The following is a 15085-nucleotide window of genomic DNA, read 5'->3' on the forward strand; positions in this document are numbered from 1 at the left end:
TCAGGAAAGGTTTTGCTGAAAAGAGGACTGCGTTGGGGAACAGCTCTGTTGATGGGTCTGGTGGGAAGTCTAACGATCTCAGGTCACGCTATGAATGCCAGCACAACAACGCCGCTGATTCCGCGTGAGGTGTTGTTCGGTAACCCTGAGATCGCCGGGGTTGAACTCAGCCCTGATGGCACCCGCATCGCCTACCTTGCTCCTTACCGAGGAGTCCTCAACCTCTGGGTCCGTGATCTGGATGGGCGTGAACAGCCCCGTCTGCTGACCCGGAAGACGGATCGGCCGCAACAGAGTGCCGGATGGACGCCCGATGGGCGATTTCTGATCTCTAGCAGAGATGCACAAGGGGATGAAAACACTGTGCTGGTCCGAATTGACCCAAGCACAGGGGATACGGTTGATCTCACGCCACCATCTGGTGTCTTGGCGATTGTCAGTGCTTCAGATCGCGATGTGCCGGGCGAATTGGTGGTTGGCCTCAATGATCGGGATCCTCGCTATCACGATCTTTATGTGCTCGATATTGCAAGTGGAGAGCGCAAACTGCTTTACCAAGTTGATGACGGTCGACCCGTTGGAGTGGATCGCCTCAATGGTAAGTGGCATCCCTATTTGCGCACCGAAGCATTGGCCAATGGAGGCCAGGCCTATGAGCTTCGCTTGCCTGGTGAGAAGCAGTGGCGCCCCTTTCTCAAATTCGATTTCGAAGATGCTCGCTTGTCTGGGCCAGCAGGTTTCACCCGTGATGGTCAGTGGCTGTATGGGCAACTGAGCACGGGCGAAGACAAACCTCGCCTTGTGCGTTGGAGTCGTCAGGAGCTGGAGCGCTGCACGACCGACTGTCGTTTTGAAGTCGTGCACCGTGCAACAAGTGGATCGTTAGGCATCGCGTTGAGTCAGATCGAGACTGGCGAACCCGCGGTGCTGGTCGAAACGGATCTGCGCAGTCAGCGTTTCCTTTTGGATCCTTCGCTGCGCTCCGATTACGACGCCTTAGAACGTTTAGCGGGCTCTAATGAGTTCTCGGTTATCGATCGCGACAGAAAGGATCGGCTCTGGCTGGTTGTGGTCGCTTCCGATCGTCAGGGCGAGCAAATCTGGCTCTGGGATCGGGATCGCCGTCAGCATCAACTGTTGTTTTCAGTTCAGCCAAAACTGGACGATTACGCCCTGGCGTCGATGGAAAGCCTCGACCTCAAGGCTCGTGATGGCAGGCGGCTTCCCGCTTATCTAACGCGCACTCCTCTTGCAAGTGATGGGCCGCAGCCCCTTGTTCTGGTCGTGCATGGTGGTCCTCAGGCAAGAGATTATTGGGGTTTAAATCGCACCCATCAGTGGCTTGCCAATCGTGGCTATCACGTGATGAGTGTGAACTATCGCGGCAGTACTGGTTTCGGAAAAGGGCACCTGCTGGCAGGAGAAGGTGAGTGGTATGCCCGGATGCAGGATGATCTGGTGGACGCCGTTCGCTGGGCGGTAGATCAGGGCATTGCTGACCCTGACAAATTGGTGATCAAGGGCGGGTCCTATGGCGGCTATGCCGCTTTGGCAGGATTGACACGTGATCCAACGCTGTTTGCCGCAGCGGTTTCAGAAGTCGGACCCTCCAATCTCCGCACGTTGTTGGCATCGATTCCTCCTTATTGGGAAGCCGTTCGCATCAATTTTGAACGCATGATTGGTGTCGGCAGTGTGGACCTCGATGCCATTTCTCCGATCAATCATGTGGATCAGATTCAACGCCCCCTTCTGTTGGGTCACGGTGCCAATGATCCGCGGGTGAGCTTGCAGGAGAGTGAATCCATCGCCGCTGCAATGACGTCTCGCAAACTACCGATCGATTTTGTTGTGTTTCCGGATGAGGGGCATGGCTGGGCCAATCCCCGTAATGCGTTGGCCTGGGCAGCGTTAGAGGAGCACTTTCTTCAACAACACATCGGCGGGCGTGTGGAGCCCTTCGGTGATGTGCTCAACCAGTCATCCATGGATTGGCGACTGCGCTCCTTACCGACCCCCTGACACCAGATCCAGCTGATCGGCAAGGACGGTGAGCTTGAGCCCCACTTCCTGGAGCTCCCGTTCGGCCACCGAGCCGCGCACCAGTCCAGCTCCGGCCGTGAGGTCGAGCTGGGTTCCGCGGGCATGGCCGCAGCGGATGGCCACACGCAGTTCCGCATCCCCAGAGCTGTCGATCCAGCCGATCGGTGCTGCATAGCCATCGCGATCGAATGGCTCAAGGCTGCGCAACCAGTTCATGGCCTCTCGTCTGGGCAGGCCTGCCACAGCCGGGGTGGGATGGAGCACTCCAGCCAGAGCAAGGGGGGATTGGCCTGGAGCTGGAGTCGTGATCGGGGTGTGCAAATGGATCAGTTGGCCGTGTCTGGCCAGTTGTGGACTTCGCGGACGCCGTGGCTGCAGTCCCTGGGCGCTGAGATGCTCAGTGATCGCCTGCACCACCAGTTCATGCTCGCGGCGGTCTTTGTCGGAGTTGAGCAGGGAGGTGGCGTGGTCGTTGCGACCGGCAGTGCCGGCAAGCGCATCGCAACGCAGTTGCCCGTTGCGCAGGCTCAGCAGTCTCTCAGGCGAGGCGCCAAAGAAGCTGTCTTGCTGGTTGCGCTGCCAGAGGAACCGGCAGCTGCCTGCCTGCTGGTGGCGCAGCCGTTTCAGCAACAGCACCGGGTCCAGAGTTGAGGTCAGGCTCACCGAGTGGCGCACGGCCAGAACAAGCTTGTGCAGTTCACCACCATTTACCAGTTCCAGACCGCGCTGAAGCGCCGTGGTGTAGCGCCGCTCCCAGTCGCCGGGAGTGATCCTGCCGCTCAGGTTGCCTGAGACCTTGCCGGGCCAACTCCTCCAAGACTGCAGCTTTTCCGCCATCAACCAGAGCGACTCTGTGAGTGAGCGCACATCACTCGCCTGTTGAGCGATGCCGTGCAGACGCAGCCAGCCTTGCCGTCCATGACGACTCAGTTGCCAGCGGGGCAGAACGGCCTGAACCGAGGGCATGCTCCCCTGGGGCTGGAGTTCACCGGTCTGCTCAAAAAAGGAGAAGGCCAGCAGGATGCGGGAGCGGGCCTGAGCTGGTGCCTCGGGCGTGCCCTCGAGGATGCGTCCGAGCGTGATGTCACTGAACCGTTGTGCCAGCTCGAAACGTCGGGGACCTGATAGCTCCAGGTGATGGCAGCGGCCCGCGGCTGCAAGACAGAGGCCTGGCGCTCCATCCCAGAGAAAGCGGAACGGGTCTGCATCCTCGAGATCAGCGAGCTGGAGCAGTGGATCCAGCCCCTGCAGAGGTATTGCTAATCCAAAAACTCCGTCGTCTGCCTGGCGCTGATCCCACACGATTAGTGCACGCTCCAGCAAATCGCTGAAGTGCACAGCAGGTGAACAGTCGTGGGGCGCGGCCGACATCTTGACGGCAAGACGGTGGATTACTGCTCAAATGTATGAGTCTTGAAGCGGGCTCCACGAGTCCAGTCCATGCCAGATCGACAGGCTGTTGTAACCCTTCACTCCCGCGCTAACGACCGCCGGCGTCTTTGGAAGGCAGCGATCAAGTGGCCGATGTACTCCGTTGCGGTGATGCCCGTGCTGCTTGCGACTGGATGGCGCCTGGGGTCAGGCTTGCCGGTGCGCTGGGCCCAGGGCTTCGTTTTTCTGCTGGCAGCGGTGCTGTTGTTGATCTGGGAGAACCTCAGCAACGACCTCTTTGATGCCGAGACCGGGGTGGATGACCAGGGCAAGCCCCATTCTGTTGTGGCGCTGGTCGGAAGGGCTCGTCCTGTTCAGCAGCTGGCCATGCTTGCGTTGCTGATGGGACTGATCCTGATGCTGTGGATTGCGCTGAGGAGCAGTCTTGCGGTGCTGGTGCTGGTGCTGGTGAGCTGTGGTCTCGGGTACCTCTACCAGGGACCTCCCTTCCGTCTTGGGTACCAGGGGCTGGGTGAACCACTGTGTTGGCTCGCTTTTGGCCCTTTCGCTACGGCAGCTGCGTTGTTGGTTATCGCCCCTTCAACGGATGTGGTGCCCTGGGGAACCGCCTTGCTCCTCGGCTCCGGCCCTGCTCTGGCAACCACGTTGGTGTTGTTCTGCTCGCATTTTCATCAGGTCGAGCAGGATGCTGCACACGGAAAGAAGTCTCCTGTTGTGCGCCTGGGGACTGCGCGGGCGGCGTCTCTGGTGCCGTGGTTCGTTGCTGGGACCCTCGCCCTGGAGTGGGCCCCCGTGCTGCATGGCGACTGGCCACCTACCGCACTTCTCGGAGCCCTGGGGTTACCTGCGGCCTCAGCGTTGATTCGCTTGCTTCGCTGGCATCATCAGCAGCCTGAACGCATCACTGGCAGCAAGTTCCTTGCATTGCGATTCCAGGCACTGAACGGCCTCGGTCTCAGCATCGGTCTGGGCCTTGGGCCATGGTTTGGCTCCCCTGTTCTGCTGCCGGGTTAAGTGAATGGCGCTGCAACTGGCGATCCGCTCTTATGCCTATTCCCTGTCGCGTCCGCTGAGAACCGCTTCAGGCGCTTGGCAGCAGCGTGAGGGTTGGTTGCTGCGTCTGACCTGTGGGATCTCCGGCCGCGTGGGATGGGGGGAGGTGGCTCCGCTCGATCCCGCACACCGTCCGGCCTGTGAGCGGGCTTTGTCGCGATGGCAGAACTCTGTGAATACGGAGTGCAAACGGGACCAGCTGGAGGCACTTCTGCCCAAGCTGCCGGTTGAAGTCGCCTTTGCGCTCGGCGCTGCGCTGGCCGAGCTGGATGGCCTTGTTCAGGCATGGCTTCCTGCTCCGAGCTCGGCGTGTCTGTTGCCCGCTGGTCCGGCCATGCTTTCGATGCTGGACCAGCTGCTGGCGACTCATCCAGTCGGGGATCCCATCACTGTGAAGTGGAAGGTGGCCGCAATAGACGCGGATCTGGAATGGTCATTGCTCTCCAGACTTCTGGACCGTCTCCCACCGGAGGCGCGTCTGCGCCTGGACGCCAATGCAGGCTGGGAGCGGTCTGAGGCGGATCGATGGGCTGGAGTGCTGGAGGGTGATCCGCGTTTGGATTGGCTGGAGCAGCCACTGGCAGTGGACGATCTTCAAGGCCTGAGGGATATGGCGAAGCGTGTTCCTGTCGCCCTGGATGAGTCGCTGCTAAAGCAACCTGCTTTGCGGGAGCAGTGGCAGGGTTGGCAGGTGCGGCGACCCCTGCTGGAGGGAGATCCGCGACCTCTGCTGCGCCAGTTGCAGGAAGGCCGGCCGCGGCTGATGCTCAGTACCGTTTTCGAAACCGGTATCGGCTTTCGCTGGCTGGCGTTAATGGCAGGGCTTCAGCAGCGAGGCCCTACTCCCGTGGCTCCCGGACTGGCTCCAGGTTGGTGTCATCAAGGTCCCCTGTTCAGCTGTGATCCTGCGCAGGTGTGGGCTGCCGCTGAGTTGGGCTGCTGATGGTGGGCCTGAGGGATCTCCACTGTGACCCTGTTCAGCCTGGTGAGGCTGCTGCTGCCCTCGAGGTGGCCCTGGCTGATCCGGTGTGGGTGCGTCTGCTCGGTTCCGGAGTTCAGCCGGAGCCTCAAGTCCTGGATGCTGATGGTCTGGATTGGCCTCCTGGACCAGGGCTGGTGCTCTCAACAGGTGGCAGCAGCGGCGGACGACAGCTCTGCCTCCAACCCTTGTCGAATTTGGATTGCTCTGCTCAGGCCTGCGGGTCGTGGCTGAAGACGATCGGCTTGGATCCAGCCTCAACTCTGGCTTGGAATCCTCTGCCGTTTCAGCACGTGAGCGGTCTAATGCCCTGGTGGCGTGCGCGTCAGTGGGGCGCAGATCACGCCTGGATCCCGTCCGCTCTAATTAAACAGCCGGCGCAACTTCTCAAACACAGCCGTTGCCATCCAGGTTGGCAACAGCGGCCGATGGTGCTGTCGCTGGTGCCCACCCAACTAAGGCGGCTGCTGGCTGATCCCTGTGGACGTTCCTGGTTGGCAGAGATGGCGGTGATCTGGGTTGGTGGTGCAGCATTGCCAGTTGATCTGGCCGATCAATCGCGCGACTTGGGCATCAGGCTTGCCCCCTGTTACGGCGCGACGGAGACAGCCGCCATGGTGACGGCCCAGGCGCCGCTTGATTTTCTGGCGGGGATGGGTGGTTGTGGTCGACCCCTTGACGATGTGCGTCTTCGACTGAATCAGCAGGGAGCTCTGGCGGTGCACTGCAACCGGCTGGCTGTGGCCAGGCTGGATGAGGCAGGAGTCCTCTACGCGCTGTCGGATGGGAACGGTTGGTGGCAATCAGCTGATCTGGCGGAACTTGAAGGCTCACCAACTGATCCCCAGCTGCATCTCTTGGGACGAATCGATGACGCCATCCAGTCCGGTGGCGTCACGGTGTTTCCTTCCCAACTGGAGCAAAGACTGCTGATGGAGGCTCGCAAGCAAGGGCTACCCCTCGATGCCGTGCTGTTGCTGGGGGTGGTCAACCGTGAATGGGGACAACGACTGGTGGCTCTTGTTCGTTGGTCGTCGCTGGACGAGCCGTCGGACGGTTGGGACCGCTTGCGCAGATTGGTGTCCGACTGGCCTGCACCAGAACGCCCTCTGCATTGGGTTCGGTGCCAGGAACTGCAATGCTCTGAGGCAGGGAAGTGGGAGCGTCCACGTTGGCAGAACTGGTTGATAACTCAACACTCAGCTCAGCGATTAACTCAGCAGTTCTGAATCTGTGCCGCAGTGATTCATTCCATATTCATTTCCAATGCTTTGCTCTGGGATGTACTTCCTTCCTGCTTGGTTGCATTCTCAATCTTGAGGCAGATCTGTTTCGTTTTTTCCATTGGAGACTGGGAGGTTTGTGAGGTTGGGAGAAGTGGTGTGCTCAACCGAATGACCGATGAATCTGTCTGTTGCGCCGTTTGACGTAATGGCGAGAATCCCCCAGGTCTGGATAGTGATCTGCTCGATTGCCTTTGACTGATGCCTTGGCCCTGCTCGCTGGATCTGCCTTAAAAAAGAAACCAGCAAAAGGCAACGTTCTCTTTGCCACAAGCGCGCGTATCAAATTAATTTCAACACCCTGTTTTGGTGCCTGAATTGTGAATTAGTTCGCGGTTTGTCCCTCTGGTATATCGGCAAACTCTTAGGGTAATTTTCTGAGTTTTGTTGGGTTTCTTCGTTGTCAGTTCCTCTTCGGCCCTTTCGACCTGCCTCTCAAAATATTCGTGTGAGCACAATTGCTGCTCCCTCCATGGAAGGGGACGTTGTTGATAATGCTGGGGATGTTATTAATCGTTGTTATCGTCAGATCTATTTTCATGCAATGAGTAGCGATAGAGATCGCTATCTTGAGTCGCAGCTTAGAAATGGTTCAATTACAGTAAGGGATTTCATTCGTGGTCTATTGCTTTCGGACCGATTTTTGCGTGGTTATGTCGCTTGTAATAGCAATTATCGCCTTGTCGAGCAGGTTATCGGCAGGGCTTTGGGTCGCAAGGTAAGGGATAACACCGAAAAATTAACTTATTCAATTGTTATCGCCGAGAAAGGATTTGAGACTTTTGTTGATCTGGTCCTCAACAGTGAGGAGTACATGCAGAGGTTTGGTTACGACACTGTTCCTCTTGAGATCTCAAGAGTTTTGCCGGGTCGAGCTGTCGGTGAAGCCCCTGTTTATCAGGAATTCCCTCGATACTCTTATGACTGGCAGGAAAAGCTAACTTCAAACGACATGATGATGTCGATTGAAGATCACCTGAATTTCGGCCCTACGAAGTCGTTCGCAGAGAAAGTGCTGTATGAGCGACCCTCTGATAAGGCGTTCCGTTACATCATTCCATCCTTCGTCATCCTTTCGGGATTGATTGTTGTTGGAATTGTGAAAGTCTTTACAAGTATCTTTGTGGTGGGCTGAGCTTTTTAATAAGCGGCTTTCGCCATTTCTTCTTTTTTCTTTTCAATTAATTCTTCAAAGCTGATCCAGTGAATGCAGTCTACGGGGCAGGTGTCAATGGCTTCGTTGATCACCATTGTTGAATCACCGTCTTGGCGAATTGCTCTGCACTTTCCCGTTTCCTGATCCATCAGAAAGGTATTGGTTGCCACGTGGGCGCAATATCGACATCCGACACAAACTTTTTCATCGACCCAGATTGCCTGTAATCTCAGTTCGCCGCCAAGACACGGTTCTAGGCCTGACGGTGACGTGATGTCGTGAGACGGTGCAGTAAATGCGGCCGAGGTGTCAAATGTCGTCTCAGCGTCTGAGGATGCTGTAAATGCCGCAGAGGTGTCGAACATTGTGAATAGCTGGTATCACTTGCGAATCGAGAAGCCTGGCAATCTCTGCTCAGTGTTGAGGCTTGAGACTTTTAAAATGCTGTAGGACAACTCCAATTGTTAAAGAGGTGATGAGAGGTGTAATTGAATGGAGTGGTGAGGAGATTGTTCAGGATGTTTGGTTGATTTTGTATTGCTTGATCGCAACTTGTAGTTGACCAATGGCGGCTCTGCCAATGTTGAAAGTTGCCCAGCTCAAGGCAAGAAGAATGGGCAATGCCACAATCAGAATTCTTAGATCCATCGGCATATGAAAATGACCCACAAATTAGCTTTGGTGCAAATTTTTTCAGTGTTCTATGACGGCTGCCTGCGTTGCAGATGCCTGATCTATGGGCGAATTCTTGAACCTGTCGATGTCACAATTGTGTCGCCACTGGATTTCAGGGCGCTGTTGTAAATCTGACCTTGTTATGCGCGGTAGGACGACTCAGTCGTGGGTTCAGAGTTCTTCGATTTGTCCGATCTGTGCAGCCTCGAGCCAGCGTGAAATTGCGTCGGGCAATGGACAGCGTCGCCGAGTTTGCACATTGATGGCCAATTGTCTGATCAGGCCAGTGGCGACTTCCTGTTTGTTCAGCAGAAAGTGACTGCGAACTTCAAAACACCCCTGATCAATTCGTTGTGGAGTCAGCCTTACGAGAAGTTGATCTCCCCCATGCACCGCTTTTTTGAAGCTGGCACTGCAATGCACTACAGGGAGTGCAGTGTCTGGCCAATGTTCCTGGTCGCGGCATCCAGGAAACACTGTTTGGGCCTCAATTCCATACAGTTCCAGGCTCTCTTCCCATGCCTCATGGCACCAGCGCAACAGCTGATGAAAATGCATGACGCCAGCAGCATCCGTGTCGCCGAAGCGCACGGTTCTGCTGAGGTTGAGCCAGGAGTGCTTCGCCATCAGTGGACGATCTGGTCGCCTTGGGCGGCGTAGCTCAGCTTTATGTCAGTGAGTGGTCGGAGCTGATCAAAGGATTGGTGCATGTTTTGTTGACTGATCTCGGCATGTAGACGCTGCTTTTGGCTGGTTGATGGGCGCCTTGCAGATACGGCAGCAATGGGCTTTCAACTGTTGTGCGGAAGCTTTTCCGCATGGGATCGCGTTCTGGGTGTTGGGTGCGGGCGGTTTCTATGGGTTCATCATGCACCTTGTTTTCGGGTCGTTCTTGGCAAAGCAGATCAGCTGGTCAAACAGTCCATTTCAGAATCCATTGGCCTGCGCCCTCACGATCGGGACTGTCGATTTCAGCAGCGTCCTGTATCGCAAGCGTGAAAACAATCTCAAGAGCATGGACGCTTGCACCAGTTGCTAATTGGCTGAAGGATTGGCCGAGTGGTGTCGCTTGTCGTCGACCGGATTAATGCTCCTTGCAGCGCTGGAACCGTGTTCTGTTGCGCTGCCCCTATCCCACGCCGGCGGTTGAGCTGATCAACGATCGACAGATCCCATGATCACATCGATGGAGCCGAGGATCGCCATGATGTCGGCGACCTTGTGTCCCTTGAGGATGTGGGGAAGGATCTGCAGGTTGTTGCTGTCTGCGGCACGGATCTTGAAGCGCCAGGGTGTCACGTCGTTGTTCCCCTGAATGAAGACTCCGATCTCGCCTTTCCCGGATTCCAGTCGGGTGTAAAGCTCGCCATTGGGAATTTTGAATGTGGGTGCCACCTTCTTGGCCACGTACTGGTAGTCGAAGCCGGCGAAATCGCTGTCTTTGCCCTCGGCCATGCGTTTGGCTTCGAGGTTCTCTGTTGGGCCACCGGGAATCATGTCGCAGGCTTGGCGAAGAATCTTGAGGGACTGGCGCATTTCTTCGACACGAACCCTGTAACGGGCGAAGCAGTCGCCCTCTTTCTCCCAGACCACATTCCAGTCGAAGTCGTCGTAACACTCGTAATGGTCAACCTTGCGCAGGTCCCACGGCACTCCGGAGGCTCTCAGCATCGGACCAGAAAGGCTCCAGTTGATAGCTTCTTCCTTGCCGATCACCCCCAGACCTTCAATACGTCGACGGAAAATCGGGTTATTGGTGATCAACTTTTCATATTCATCGATCTTGGGGCCGAACCAGTCACAGAAATCGCGACATTTTTCCAGCCAACCCCAAGGCAGATCGGCTGCTACACCCCCGATGCGGAAGTAGTTGTTATTGATCAGGCGCTGACCCGTGGCCGCCTCCCAAAGGTCATAAATCATCTCCCGTTCACGGAAGATATAGAAAAACGGGGTCTGGGCTCCGACATCAGCGAGGAAGGGCCCTAGCCAGAGCAAATGATTGGCAATGCGGTTGAGTTCCAACATCAACACCCGGATATAACTGGCTCGCTTGGGAATAGGAATATTCGCAAGCCTTTCAGGAGCGTTCACGACAATCGCTTCGTAGAACATGCCTGCCGCGTAATCCATCCGGCTCACGTAGGGCACGAACATGACGTTCGTTCTGTTTTCGGCGATCTTCTCCATGCCGCGATGGAGGTAGCCGATCACAGGCTCGCAATCCACCACATCCTCTCCATCAAGAGTCACCACAAGGCGCAATACGCCGTGCATTGAGGGGTGGTGGGGGCCAAAGTTGACCACCATCGGCTCCGTGCGCGTTTCCAGCTGCGTCATGGGGCCGTGGCAAAACATTTGTATCGGGATCTTAGGAAGGACCCATGCCCGAACTGCCATCCAGCTCCGCCCAGGGCTTCATGCATGTGCCGGTTCTGGCCGAACCGTTGATGCAAACGCTGGCCGCGGAGCTCAAGGAACAGCGTCAATCAGGAGTGTTCATTGATGCGACGCTGGGCGGCGGCGGCCACAGCGGCCTGTTGCTGGATCGCTATCCGCAGTTGCGTCTGGTGGGTCTCGATCACGATCAAACCGCCCGTTCTGCAGCAGCCGAGCGGCTTGAGCACCATGGCGATCGCGTCACAATCGTGGCGACCAATTTCGCTGATTACACCCCTCCTCATACGGTTTCATTGGTCCTGGCCGACCTTGGGGTGAGCAGCCCTCAGCTGGACTTGGCGCAGCGGGGATTCAGCTTTCGGCTGGATGGTCCCCTCGACATGCGGATGAATCCAGCCGGGGGAGGAGAAACTGCTGCTGAACTGATTGCAAGGCTGGATGAATCAGCCTTGGCGGATCTGATCTATGCCTATGGCGAAGAACGCTTGTCACGGCGGATTGCACGCAGGATCAAAGCTGATCTGGATGCCAGCGGCGCCTATCCCGGTACGGCGGCGCTGGCTTATGCAGTTGCTGGCTGTTATCCACCTAAGGCCCGCCGTGGTCGTATTCATCCCGCCACGCGCACCTTTCAGGCCCTGCGGGTCGCGGTCAATGATGAGCTTGCGGTTCTAGACCGCTTGTTGCAACAAGCCCCTAACTGGCTCCAGCCCGATGGTCTGCTGGCGATCATCAGTTTCCATTCGCTTGAAGACCGGCGAGTGAAGACGGCCTTTCGCTCAGATGAGCGCCTGCAGCGCGTGACTCGGAAGCCACTGATAGCTGACGAGGCTGAGCAGCAGATCAATCCGCGCAGTCGCAGCGCAAAGTTACGCATTGCCCGACGCCGCCCGACCGAGACGAGGTCTGGGGTATGAGCTGGATCACGACTTCCGATGGGGTGTGGTGGATTGCCCTGCTGGTTCAGCTGCTGGCGATTCCAGGCACATTTTTACCCCTTCTTCCAGGTCTCATTTGGTTGCCGGTGGGAGCCCTTGTCTGGATGGGAGCTGTTGGCTGGTCTCAGGCCTGGCCTGAGTTCATCCTGGCGACGGTTCTTTTCGGATTGGGTCTCATCGCTGATCTGCTGGCTCTGGGACTCGCATCTGCACGTCTCAAGGCCAGTCGCTGGTCTGCGGCGGGAGCTGGAGTGGGCTTGCTTGTGGGAGTGCTGGGTTTGCTGCCGGCACTGCCGTTCGGTGGGCCTCTTCTGGGGGCCTTGTTTGGTCCATGGCTGGGAGCAACCCTGGTTGAAACCTGGTTCACAACAAAGCCACCCCGAAATCTGGGGTGGCTTAAGGCGTTGCGCCAGGGATCAGTCGTTGGTCTGGCGGTGGTGGCTGGTCTATTAATCAGCAAGATTGCTCAGTTTTTGATGGCTCTGTTCGGTCTTGCCGGTTTCGTGATTCTCAGTTTCCATTAATTAGTTGTTATTCATCAAACCCGTCTGATCTTCGCTCCCGAACAGTTGGCGATAGGCAGCAGTGGAGATGCAGATTAGGACGGGCACGACGACAAATAATCCTCCGTAATGAAATGCGGCGGCGATTGCATTAATGATCGTTTCGACGATGAAAAACCAAAGAACTGTCCACCAGGAAGGATCAACAACGGAACGCCCTTTCTGAATGGCTTCAAAGGAGCCATTGTTTTGAACCAGAGCGATAAAGGGGAGGAACTTCTGATTGATAGAGAGGTATATGAAGAAAACAAGGGCAATGATTAGGGGGATAATGGCCAGAGTCTGGTTGATTTGTACAAGCCCAAACCCAACAAGAGAGCAGATCAAGCCGATCACGACAAAGAGGACGAAAAGTTCAATCGCTCTGATGAATAAACGGCCTGTGGCTTCGCCATCCCAGCGTGTAAAAGTCTTGAAATCGGGTTTGACTCCTTCAAGGCATTGCCAGGAGCCTCGGATGATTCCCACAACCCCCCAAAGAATCACAATGATGTAGCCAACAAGGCCCACGACCAGAAGCATCCCAGCACCTACAGGATGAATATCAGGGATGCCAGGAACAGACGCGATTCGTGCTGAGCCAAATGCTGCCAAAGCTGCGAAAGGCAGGGCGATGACAGCAACAAGTGCTTGAAAGAGCAGGAAAGTCCAGGGGGCCTTTGCGAAGGCATTCCACCCGTCTTCGATGGCTTGAAGCACGTGTAGCCGCTGGTTGGCCGGTGTCTCAGTCATGAATCATTCTGGAACTTGCGCGGAAGGTAGCTTCCCTGACACTTTTTTCCAGAGGTTGTGTCACGCCTCTTTTGGTTTCAGTGCTGGGTCAATCCCTTGATTGCGGATGTGATCACCTCGATTGCTCCGTCAATGTCCCTGGCTGTTGTGTCGCGTCCCAGGCTCAGTCGCAATGATCCTTCTGCCTCGATACGGCTTCGGCCAATGGATCGCAGAACGTGAGATGGCTCGCCACGACTGCAGGCAGAACCGCTGCTGCAGGCCAGCCGGGGCCGCAGAGCCCGGTGCAGGCGGCTGCCCGAGACGTTCGGAATAGTGATGTTGAGGTTATGGGCCAGTCGAGGTTGCAGCGCGCCGTTGAGCTGGATTGTTGGATTCTCATCTTTGAGACCTTTCCAAAGCTGATCCCTCAGGGCCTGGAGCCGAGCCTGACGCTCCTCCAGGTCTTCTATTGACAACTCAGCTGCGGCAGCCATGCCCATGATCAGCGGCACTGGCAATGTTCCCGCCCGCAGCCCCTGCTCCTGTCCTCCACCCCACTGGAGCGGTTGCAGTTGTGTTTCACCTCTGACCACCAGGGCACCGATGCCTTTCGGGCCGTTGAATTTGTGTGCGCTGAGACTGATCAGTGCACAGCCCAGCTCTTCGGCATTCAGCTGAAGGTGTCCGTAGGCCTGGGCAGCATCAGTGTGCATGGTGATGCCATGGCTGCTGCAGACAGCGCTGAGCTCGCGGATCGGTTGGATCACGCCGATCTCGTTGTTAGCCACCATCACGCTGATCAGCTGGGTCTTGGGCTGAATGGCCTGTTCCAGCTGTTTCTCCGTGATTAGGCCGTTCTTTTGTGGATTCAACAAGCTGATTTGAAATCCCTCCTGCTTCAGCTGCAGCAGAGGGTCGAGCACCGCATGATGCTCAGTGGCCACACTGATCAGATGGCCTGGTCCACCGTCGGACAGCGCGCGAGCCCTGGCGTGGCCTAGCAGCGCCAGGTTGTTGGCTTCGGTAGCGCCACTGGTGAAGATCAGTTCTTCGGATCTGATTCCCAGACTGCCCGCAAGGCGTTCTCTCGCTGAGCCGATTGCAGCGGCGGCTGTCAGTCCTAGCCGATGCTGCCGGCTCGATGGATTGCCCCACTGCTCGCGCCACCAGGGCTCCATCGCCTCGATCACAGAGGAATGACAGGGTGTGGTGGCCTGGTGATCGAGGTTGATCACAACTTCACTGCGCTCAAGTGGGTGTATGGGGTCAGCATGGTGTGACTCTCAGATTGTCGCGATGAACTCCATCCGTTGGATCTTCAGTTTGGGTCTGGTTGCGTCAGCTGCTTTTCAGCCAGCTGTAGCTGAGGCCGTGAATCGGGAACAGCTGCTTGAGCAGATGAAGGCGATGCGCCCGGTTGATCTGGTGGTGCTGGATCAGAGCGAGGGGGCCGTGGAGTACACCCTGGGGATCTTTGCGGTCTCGGGGGACCCTGCTGATCCTGAGATACGCAGGTTCAAGCTTTGGCAGGAATCCGCCGACAATCTGGTGATTCCCAGCGAATCGGTGAACTGCAGTCGCGAGGAGCCGCTGCGGGTCACGAGGGACAGCGAAGCAATTTACGTGCGCAAACTCAATCCAGGTGGGGCCAGGCGTGCGTCCACTCGCGAAGACCATTTGGTGTGGTGGGCAGCCTGTCATCCCGAGCTTGCTGGCCAGGATCCAGCAGGTCTCGCGGACAAGGCCAGAGAGCTCGGTTATTCCACTGAGTTGATCGAATCCCAGGAAGTGTTGCGGTTGCCTGCGCCCTGACGCCCCTAGATTCCGGCCAGATGAGGTCAGGCCTTGACAACCTCCCAGCCCGAACAACCCTCTCAGCCCGAGCAGCC

The 15085-nt window shown here is 56.9% G+C and carries 16 protein-coding genes; 9 read left to right on the top strand and 7 right to left on the bottom strand.

The annotated features are described in order from the left end of the window. The first annotated feature begins 90 nt into the window (after positions 1-90). Entirely contained in the window at positions 91-2022 is a 1932-nt protein-coding gene (locus DXY31_RS11315; protein WP_244279727.1) for a S9 family peptidase, read from the top strand. Here DXY31_RS11315 and DXY31_RS11320 read toward each other — a convergent pair. Next, positions 2008-3414, bottom strand: a complete 1407-nt coding sequence (locus DXY31_RS11320; RefSeq protein WP_114993869.1) for an isochorismate synthase MenF — start codon at positions 3412-3414, stop codon at positions 2008-2010. The two genes, DXY31_RS11315 and DXY31_RS11320, sit on opposite strands and share 15 nt — an antisense overlap. Positions 3415-3483: 69 nt before the next feature. On the opposite strand from DXY31_RS11320, the gene menA reads away from it, so the two are divergent. From menA to DXY31_RS11340, 4 genes are all read left to right on the top strand, one after another. Further along, a complete protein-coding gene (menA, locus tag DXY31_RS11325) occupies positions 3484-4449 on the top strand; it encodes a 2-carboxy-1,4-naphthoquinone phytyltransferase (RefSeq protein WP_114993870.1) in 966 nt (321 codons plus the stop codon). A 4-nt stretch (positions 4450-4453) separates the two neighbouring features. After that, positions 4454-5431, top strand: a complete 978-nt coding sequence (gene menC / locus DXY31_RS11330; protein WP_114993871.1) for an o-succinylbenzoate synthase — start codon at positions 4454-4456, stop codon at positions 5429-5431. After that, positions 5431-6696, top strand: coding sequence for an AMP-binding protein (locus tag DXY31_RS11335; RefSeq protein ID WP_114993872.1), 1266 nt, complete (start codon positions 5431-5433; stop codon positions 6694-6696). The genes menC and DXY31_RS11335 overlap by 1 nt, the downstream gene beginning before the upstream one ends. A 526-nt stretch (positions 6697-7222) precedes the next feature. Then, positions 7223-7885: a phycobilisome rod-core linker polypeptide gene (locus tag DXY31_RS11340; RefSeq protein ID WP_114993873.1), complete on the top strand. Its 663-nt coding sequence runs from the start codon at positions 7223-7225 to the stop codon at positions 7883-7885. Between the two features lie 5 nt (positions 7886-7890). On the opposite strand, the gene DXY31_RS11345 is transcribed toward DXY31_RS11340, so the two are convergent. The 3 genes from DXY31_RS11345 to DXY31_RS11355 form a co-directional block, all read right to left on the bottom strand. Next, positions 7891-8271 carry a ferredoxin gene (locus DXY31_RS11345; RefSeq protein ID WP_114993874.1) on the bottom strand — a complete coding sequence of 127 codons (381 nt, stop codon included), beginning with the start codon at positions 8269-8271 and terminating at the stop codon, positions 7891-7893. Between the two features lie 148 nt (positions 8272-8419). Then, positions 8420-8554 (bottom strand): photosystem II protein Y, encoded by a 135-nt coding sequence (locus tag DXY31_RS11350; protein WP_114993875.1) that lies wholly within the window; start codon positions 8552-8554, stop codon positions 8420-8422. Positions 8555-8752: 198 nt separating this feature from the next. Beyond that, positions 8753-9208, bottom strand: a complete 456-nt coding sequence (locus tag DXY31_RS11355) for a thioesterase family protein (RefSeq protein ID WP_114993876.1) — start codon at positions 9206-9208, stop codon at positions 8753-8755. Positions 9209-9338: 130 nt separating this feature from the next. Here DXY31_RS11355 and DXY31_RS17845 point away from each other — a divergent pair, with 130 nt between their 5' ends. Continuing rightward, positions 9339-9620, top strand: coding sequence for a DUF6790 family protein (locus DXY31_RS17845; RefSeq protein ID WP_114993877.1), 282 nt, complete (start codon positions 9339-9341; stop codon positions 9618-9620). A gap of 116 nt (positions 9621-9736) precedes the next feature. Here DXY31_RS17845 and DXY31_RS11365 read toward each other — a convergent pair whose 3' ends face one another. Continuing rightward, positions 9737-10921, bottom strand: a complete 1185-nt coding sequence (locus DXY31_RS11365; protein WP_114993878.1) for an NAD(P)H-quinone oxidoreductase subunit H — start codon at positions 10919-10921, stop codon at positions 9737-9739. A 44-nt stretch (positions 10922-10965) separates the two neighbouring features. On the opposite strand from DXY31_RS11365, the gene rsmH reads away from it, so the two are divergent. Both rsmH and DXY31_RS11375 read left to right on the top strand, forming a co-directional pair. Next, on the top strand, positions 10966-11898 hold the full coding sequence (gene rsmH / locus DXY31_RS11370; protein ID WP_114993879.1) for a 16S rRNA (cytosine(1402)-N(4))-methyltransferase RsmH: 933 nt from the start codon (positions 10966-10968) through the stop codon (positions 11896-11898). After that, positions 11895-12443: a DUF456 domain-containing protein gene (locus DXY31_RS11375; protein WP_114993880.1), complete on the top strand. Its 549-nt coding sequence runs from the start codon at positions 11895-11897 to the stop codon at positions 12441-12443. The genes rsmH and DXY31_RS11375 overlap by 4 nt, the downstream gene beginning before the upstream one ends. Here DXY31_RS11375 and DXY31_RS11380 read toward each other — a convergent pair whose 3' ends face one another. Both DXY31_RS11380 and DXY31_RS11385 read right to left on the bottom strand, forming a co-directional pair. Further along, positions 12444-13214, bottom strand: a complete 771-nt coding sequence (locus tag DXY31_RS11380; RefSeq protein ID WP_114993881.1) for a hypothetical protein — start codon at positions 13212-13214, stop codon at positions 12444-12446. A gap of 77 nt (positions 13215-13291) precedes the next feature. Beyond that, positions 13292-14431, bottom strand: coding sequence for a cysteine desulfurase family protein (locus DXY31_RS11385; protein WP_256359628.1), 1140 nt, complete (start codon positions 14429-14431; stop codon positions 13292-13294). A 61-nt stretch (positions 14432-14492) separates the two neighbouring features. Between DXY31_RS11385 and DXY31_RS11390 the strand changes: the two genes are divergently transcribed. Continuing rightward, a complete protein-coding gene (locus tag DXY31_RS11390; protein ID WP_114993933.1) occupies positions 14493-15008 on the top strand; it encodes a hypothetical protein in 516 nt (171 codons plus the stop codon). Positions 15009-15085: the final 77 nt, after the last annotated feature.

Source organism: Synechococcus sp. UW179A (assembly GCF_900473965.1).
Classification (GTDB): Bacteria; Cyanobacteriota; Cyanobacteriia; order PCC-6307; family Cyanobiaceae; genus Synechococcus_C.

What these genes read in the sequence shown, in the direction of transcription:
- DXY31_RS17845 (WP_114993877.1), top strand. Translation starts at nt 9,339, where the DNA reads ATGGGCGCCTTGCAGATACGGCAGCAATGGGCTTTCAACTGTTGTGCG.
- DXY31_RS11320 (WP_114993869.1), bottom strand. Translation starts at nt 3,414, where the DNA reads ATGTCGGCCGCGCCCCACGACTGTTCACCTGCTGTGCACTTCAGCGAT.
- DXY31_RS11345 (WP_114993874.1), bottom strand. Translation starts at nt 8,271, where the DNA reads ATGTTCGACACCTCTGCGGCATTTACAGCATCCTCAGACGCTGAGACG.
- menC (WP_114993871.1), top strand. Translation starts at nt 4,454, where the DNA reads ATGGCGCTGCAACTGGCGATCCGCTCTTATGCCTATTCCCTGTCGCGT.
- DXY31_RS11315 (WP_244279727.1), top strand. Translation starts at nt 91, where the DNA reads ATGAATGCCAGCACAACAACGCCGCTGATTCCGCGTGAGGTGTTGTTC.
- DXY31_RS11390 (WP_114993933.1), top strand. Translation starts at nt 14,493, where the DNA reads ATGAACTCCATCCGTTGGATCTTCAGTTTGGGTCTGGTTGCGTCAGCT.
- rsmH (WP_114993879.1), top strand. Translation starts at nt 10,966, where the DNA reads ATGCCCGAACTGCCATCCAGCTCCGCCCAGGGCTTCATGCATGTGCCG.
- DXY31_RS11375 (WP_114993880.1), top strand. Translation starts at nt 11,895, where the DNA reads ATGAGCTGGATCACGACTTCCGATGGGGTGTGGTGGATTGCCCTGCTG.
- DXY31_RS11355 (WP_114993876.1), bottom strand. Translation starts at nt 9,208, where the DNA reads ATGGCGAAGCACTCCTGGCTCAACCTCAGCAGAACCGTGCGCTTCGGC.
- DXY31_RS11335 (WP_114993872.1), top strand. Translation starts at nt 5,431, where the DNA reads ATGGTGGGCCTGAGGGATCTCCACTGTGACCCTGTTCAGCCTGGTGAG.
- DXY31_RS11380 (WP_114993881.1), bottom strand. Translation starts at nt 13,214, where the DNA reads ATGACTGAGACACCGGCCAACCAGCGGCTACACGTGCTTCAAGCCATC.
- DXY31_RS11350 (WP_114993875.1), bottom strand. Translation starts at nt 8,554, where the DNA reads ATGGATCTAAGAATTCTGATTGTGGCATTGCCCATTCTTCTTGCCTTG.
- DXY31_RS11365 (WP_114993878.1), bottom strand. Translation starts at nt 10,921, where the DNA reads ATGACGCAGCTGGAAACGCGCACGGAGCCGATGGTGGTCAACTTTGGC.
- menA (WP_114993870.1), top strand. Translation starts at nt 3,484, where the DNA reads ATGCCAGATCGACAGGCTGTTGTAACCCTTCACTCCCGCGCTAACGAC.
- DXY31_RS11340 (WP_114993873.1), top strand. Translation starts at nt 7,223, where the DNA reads ATGGAAGGGGACGTTGTTGATAATGCTGGGGATGTTATTAATCGTTGT.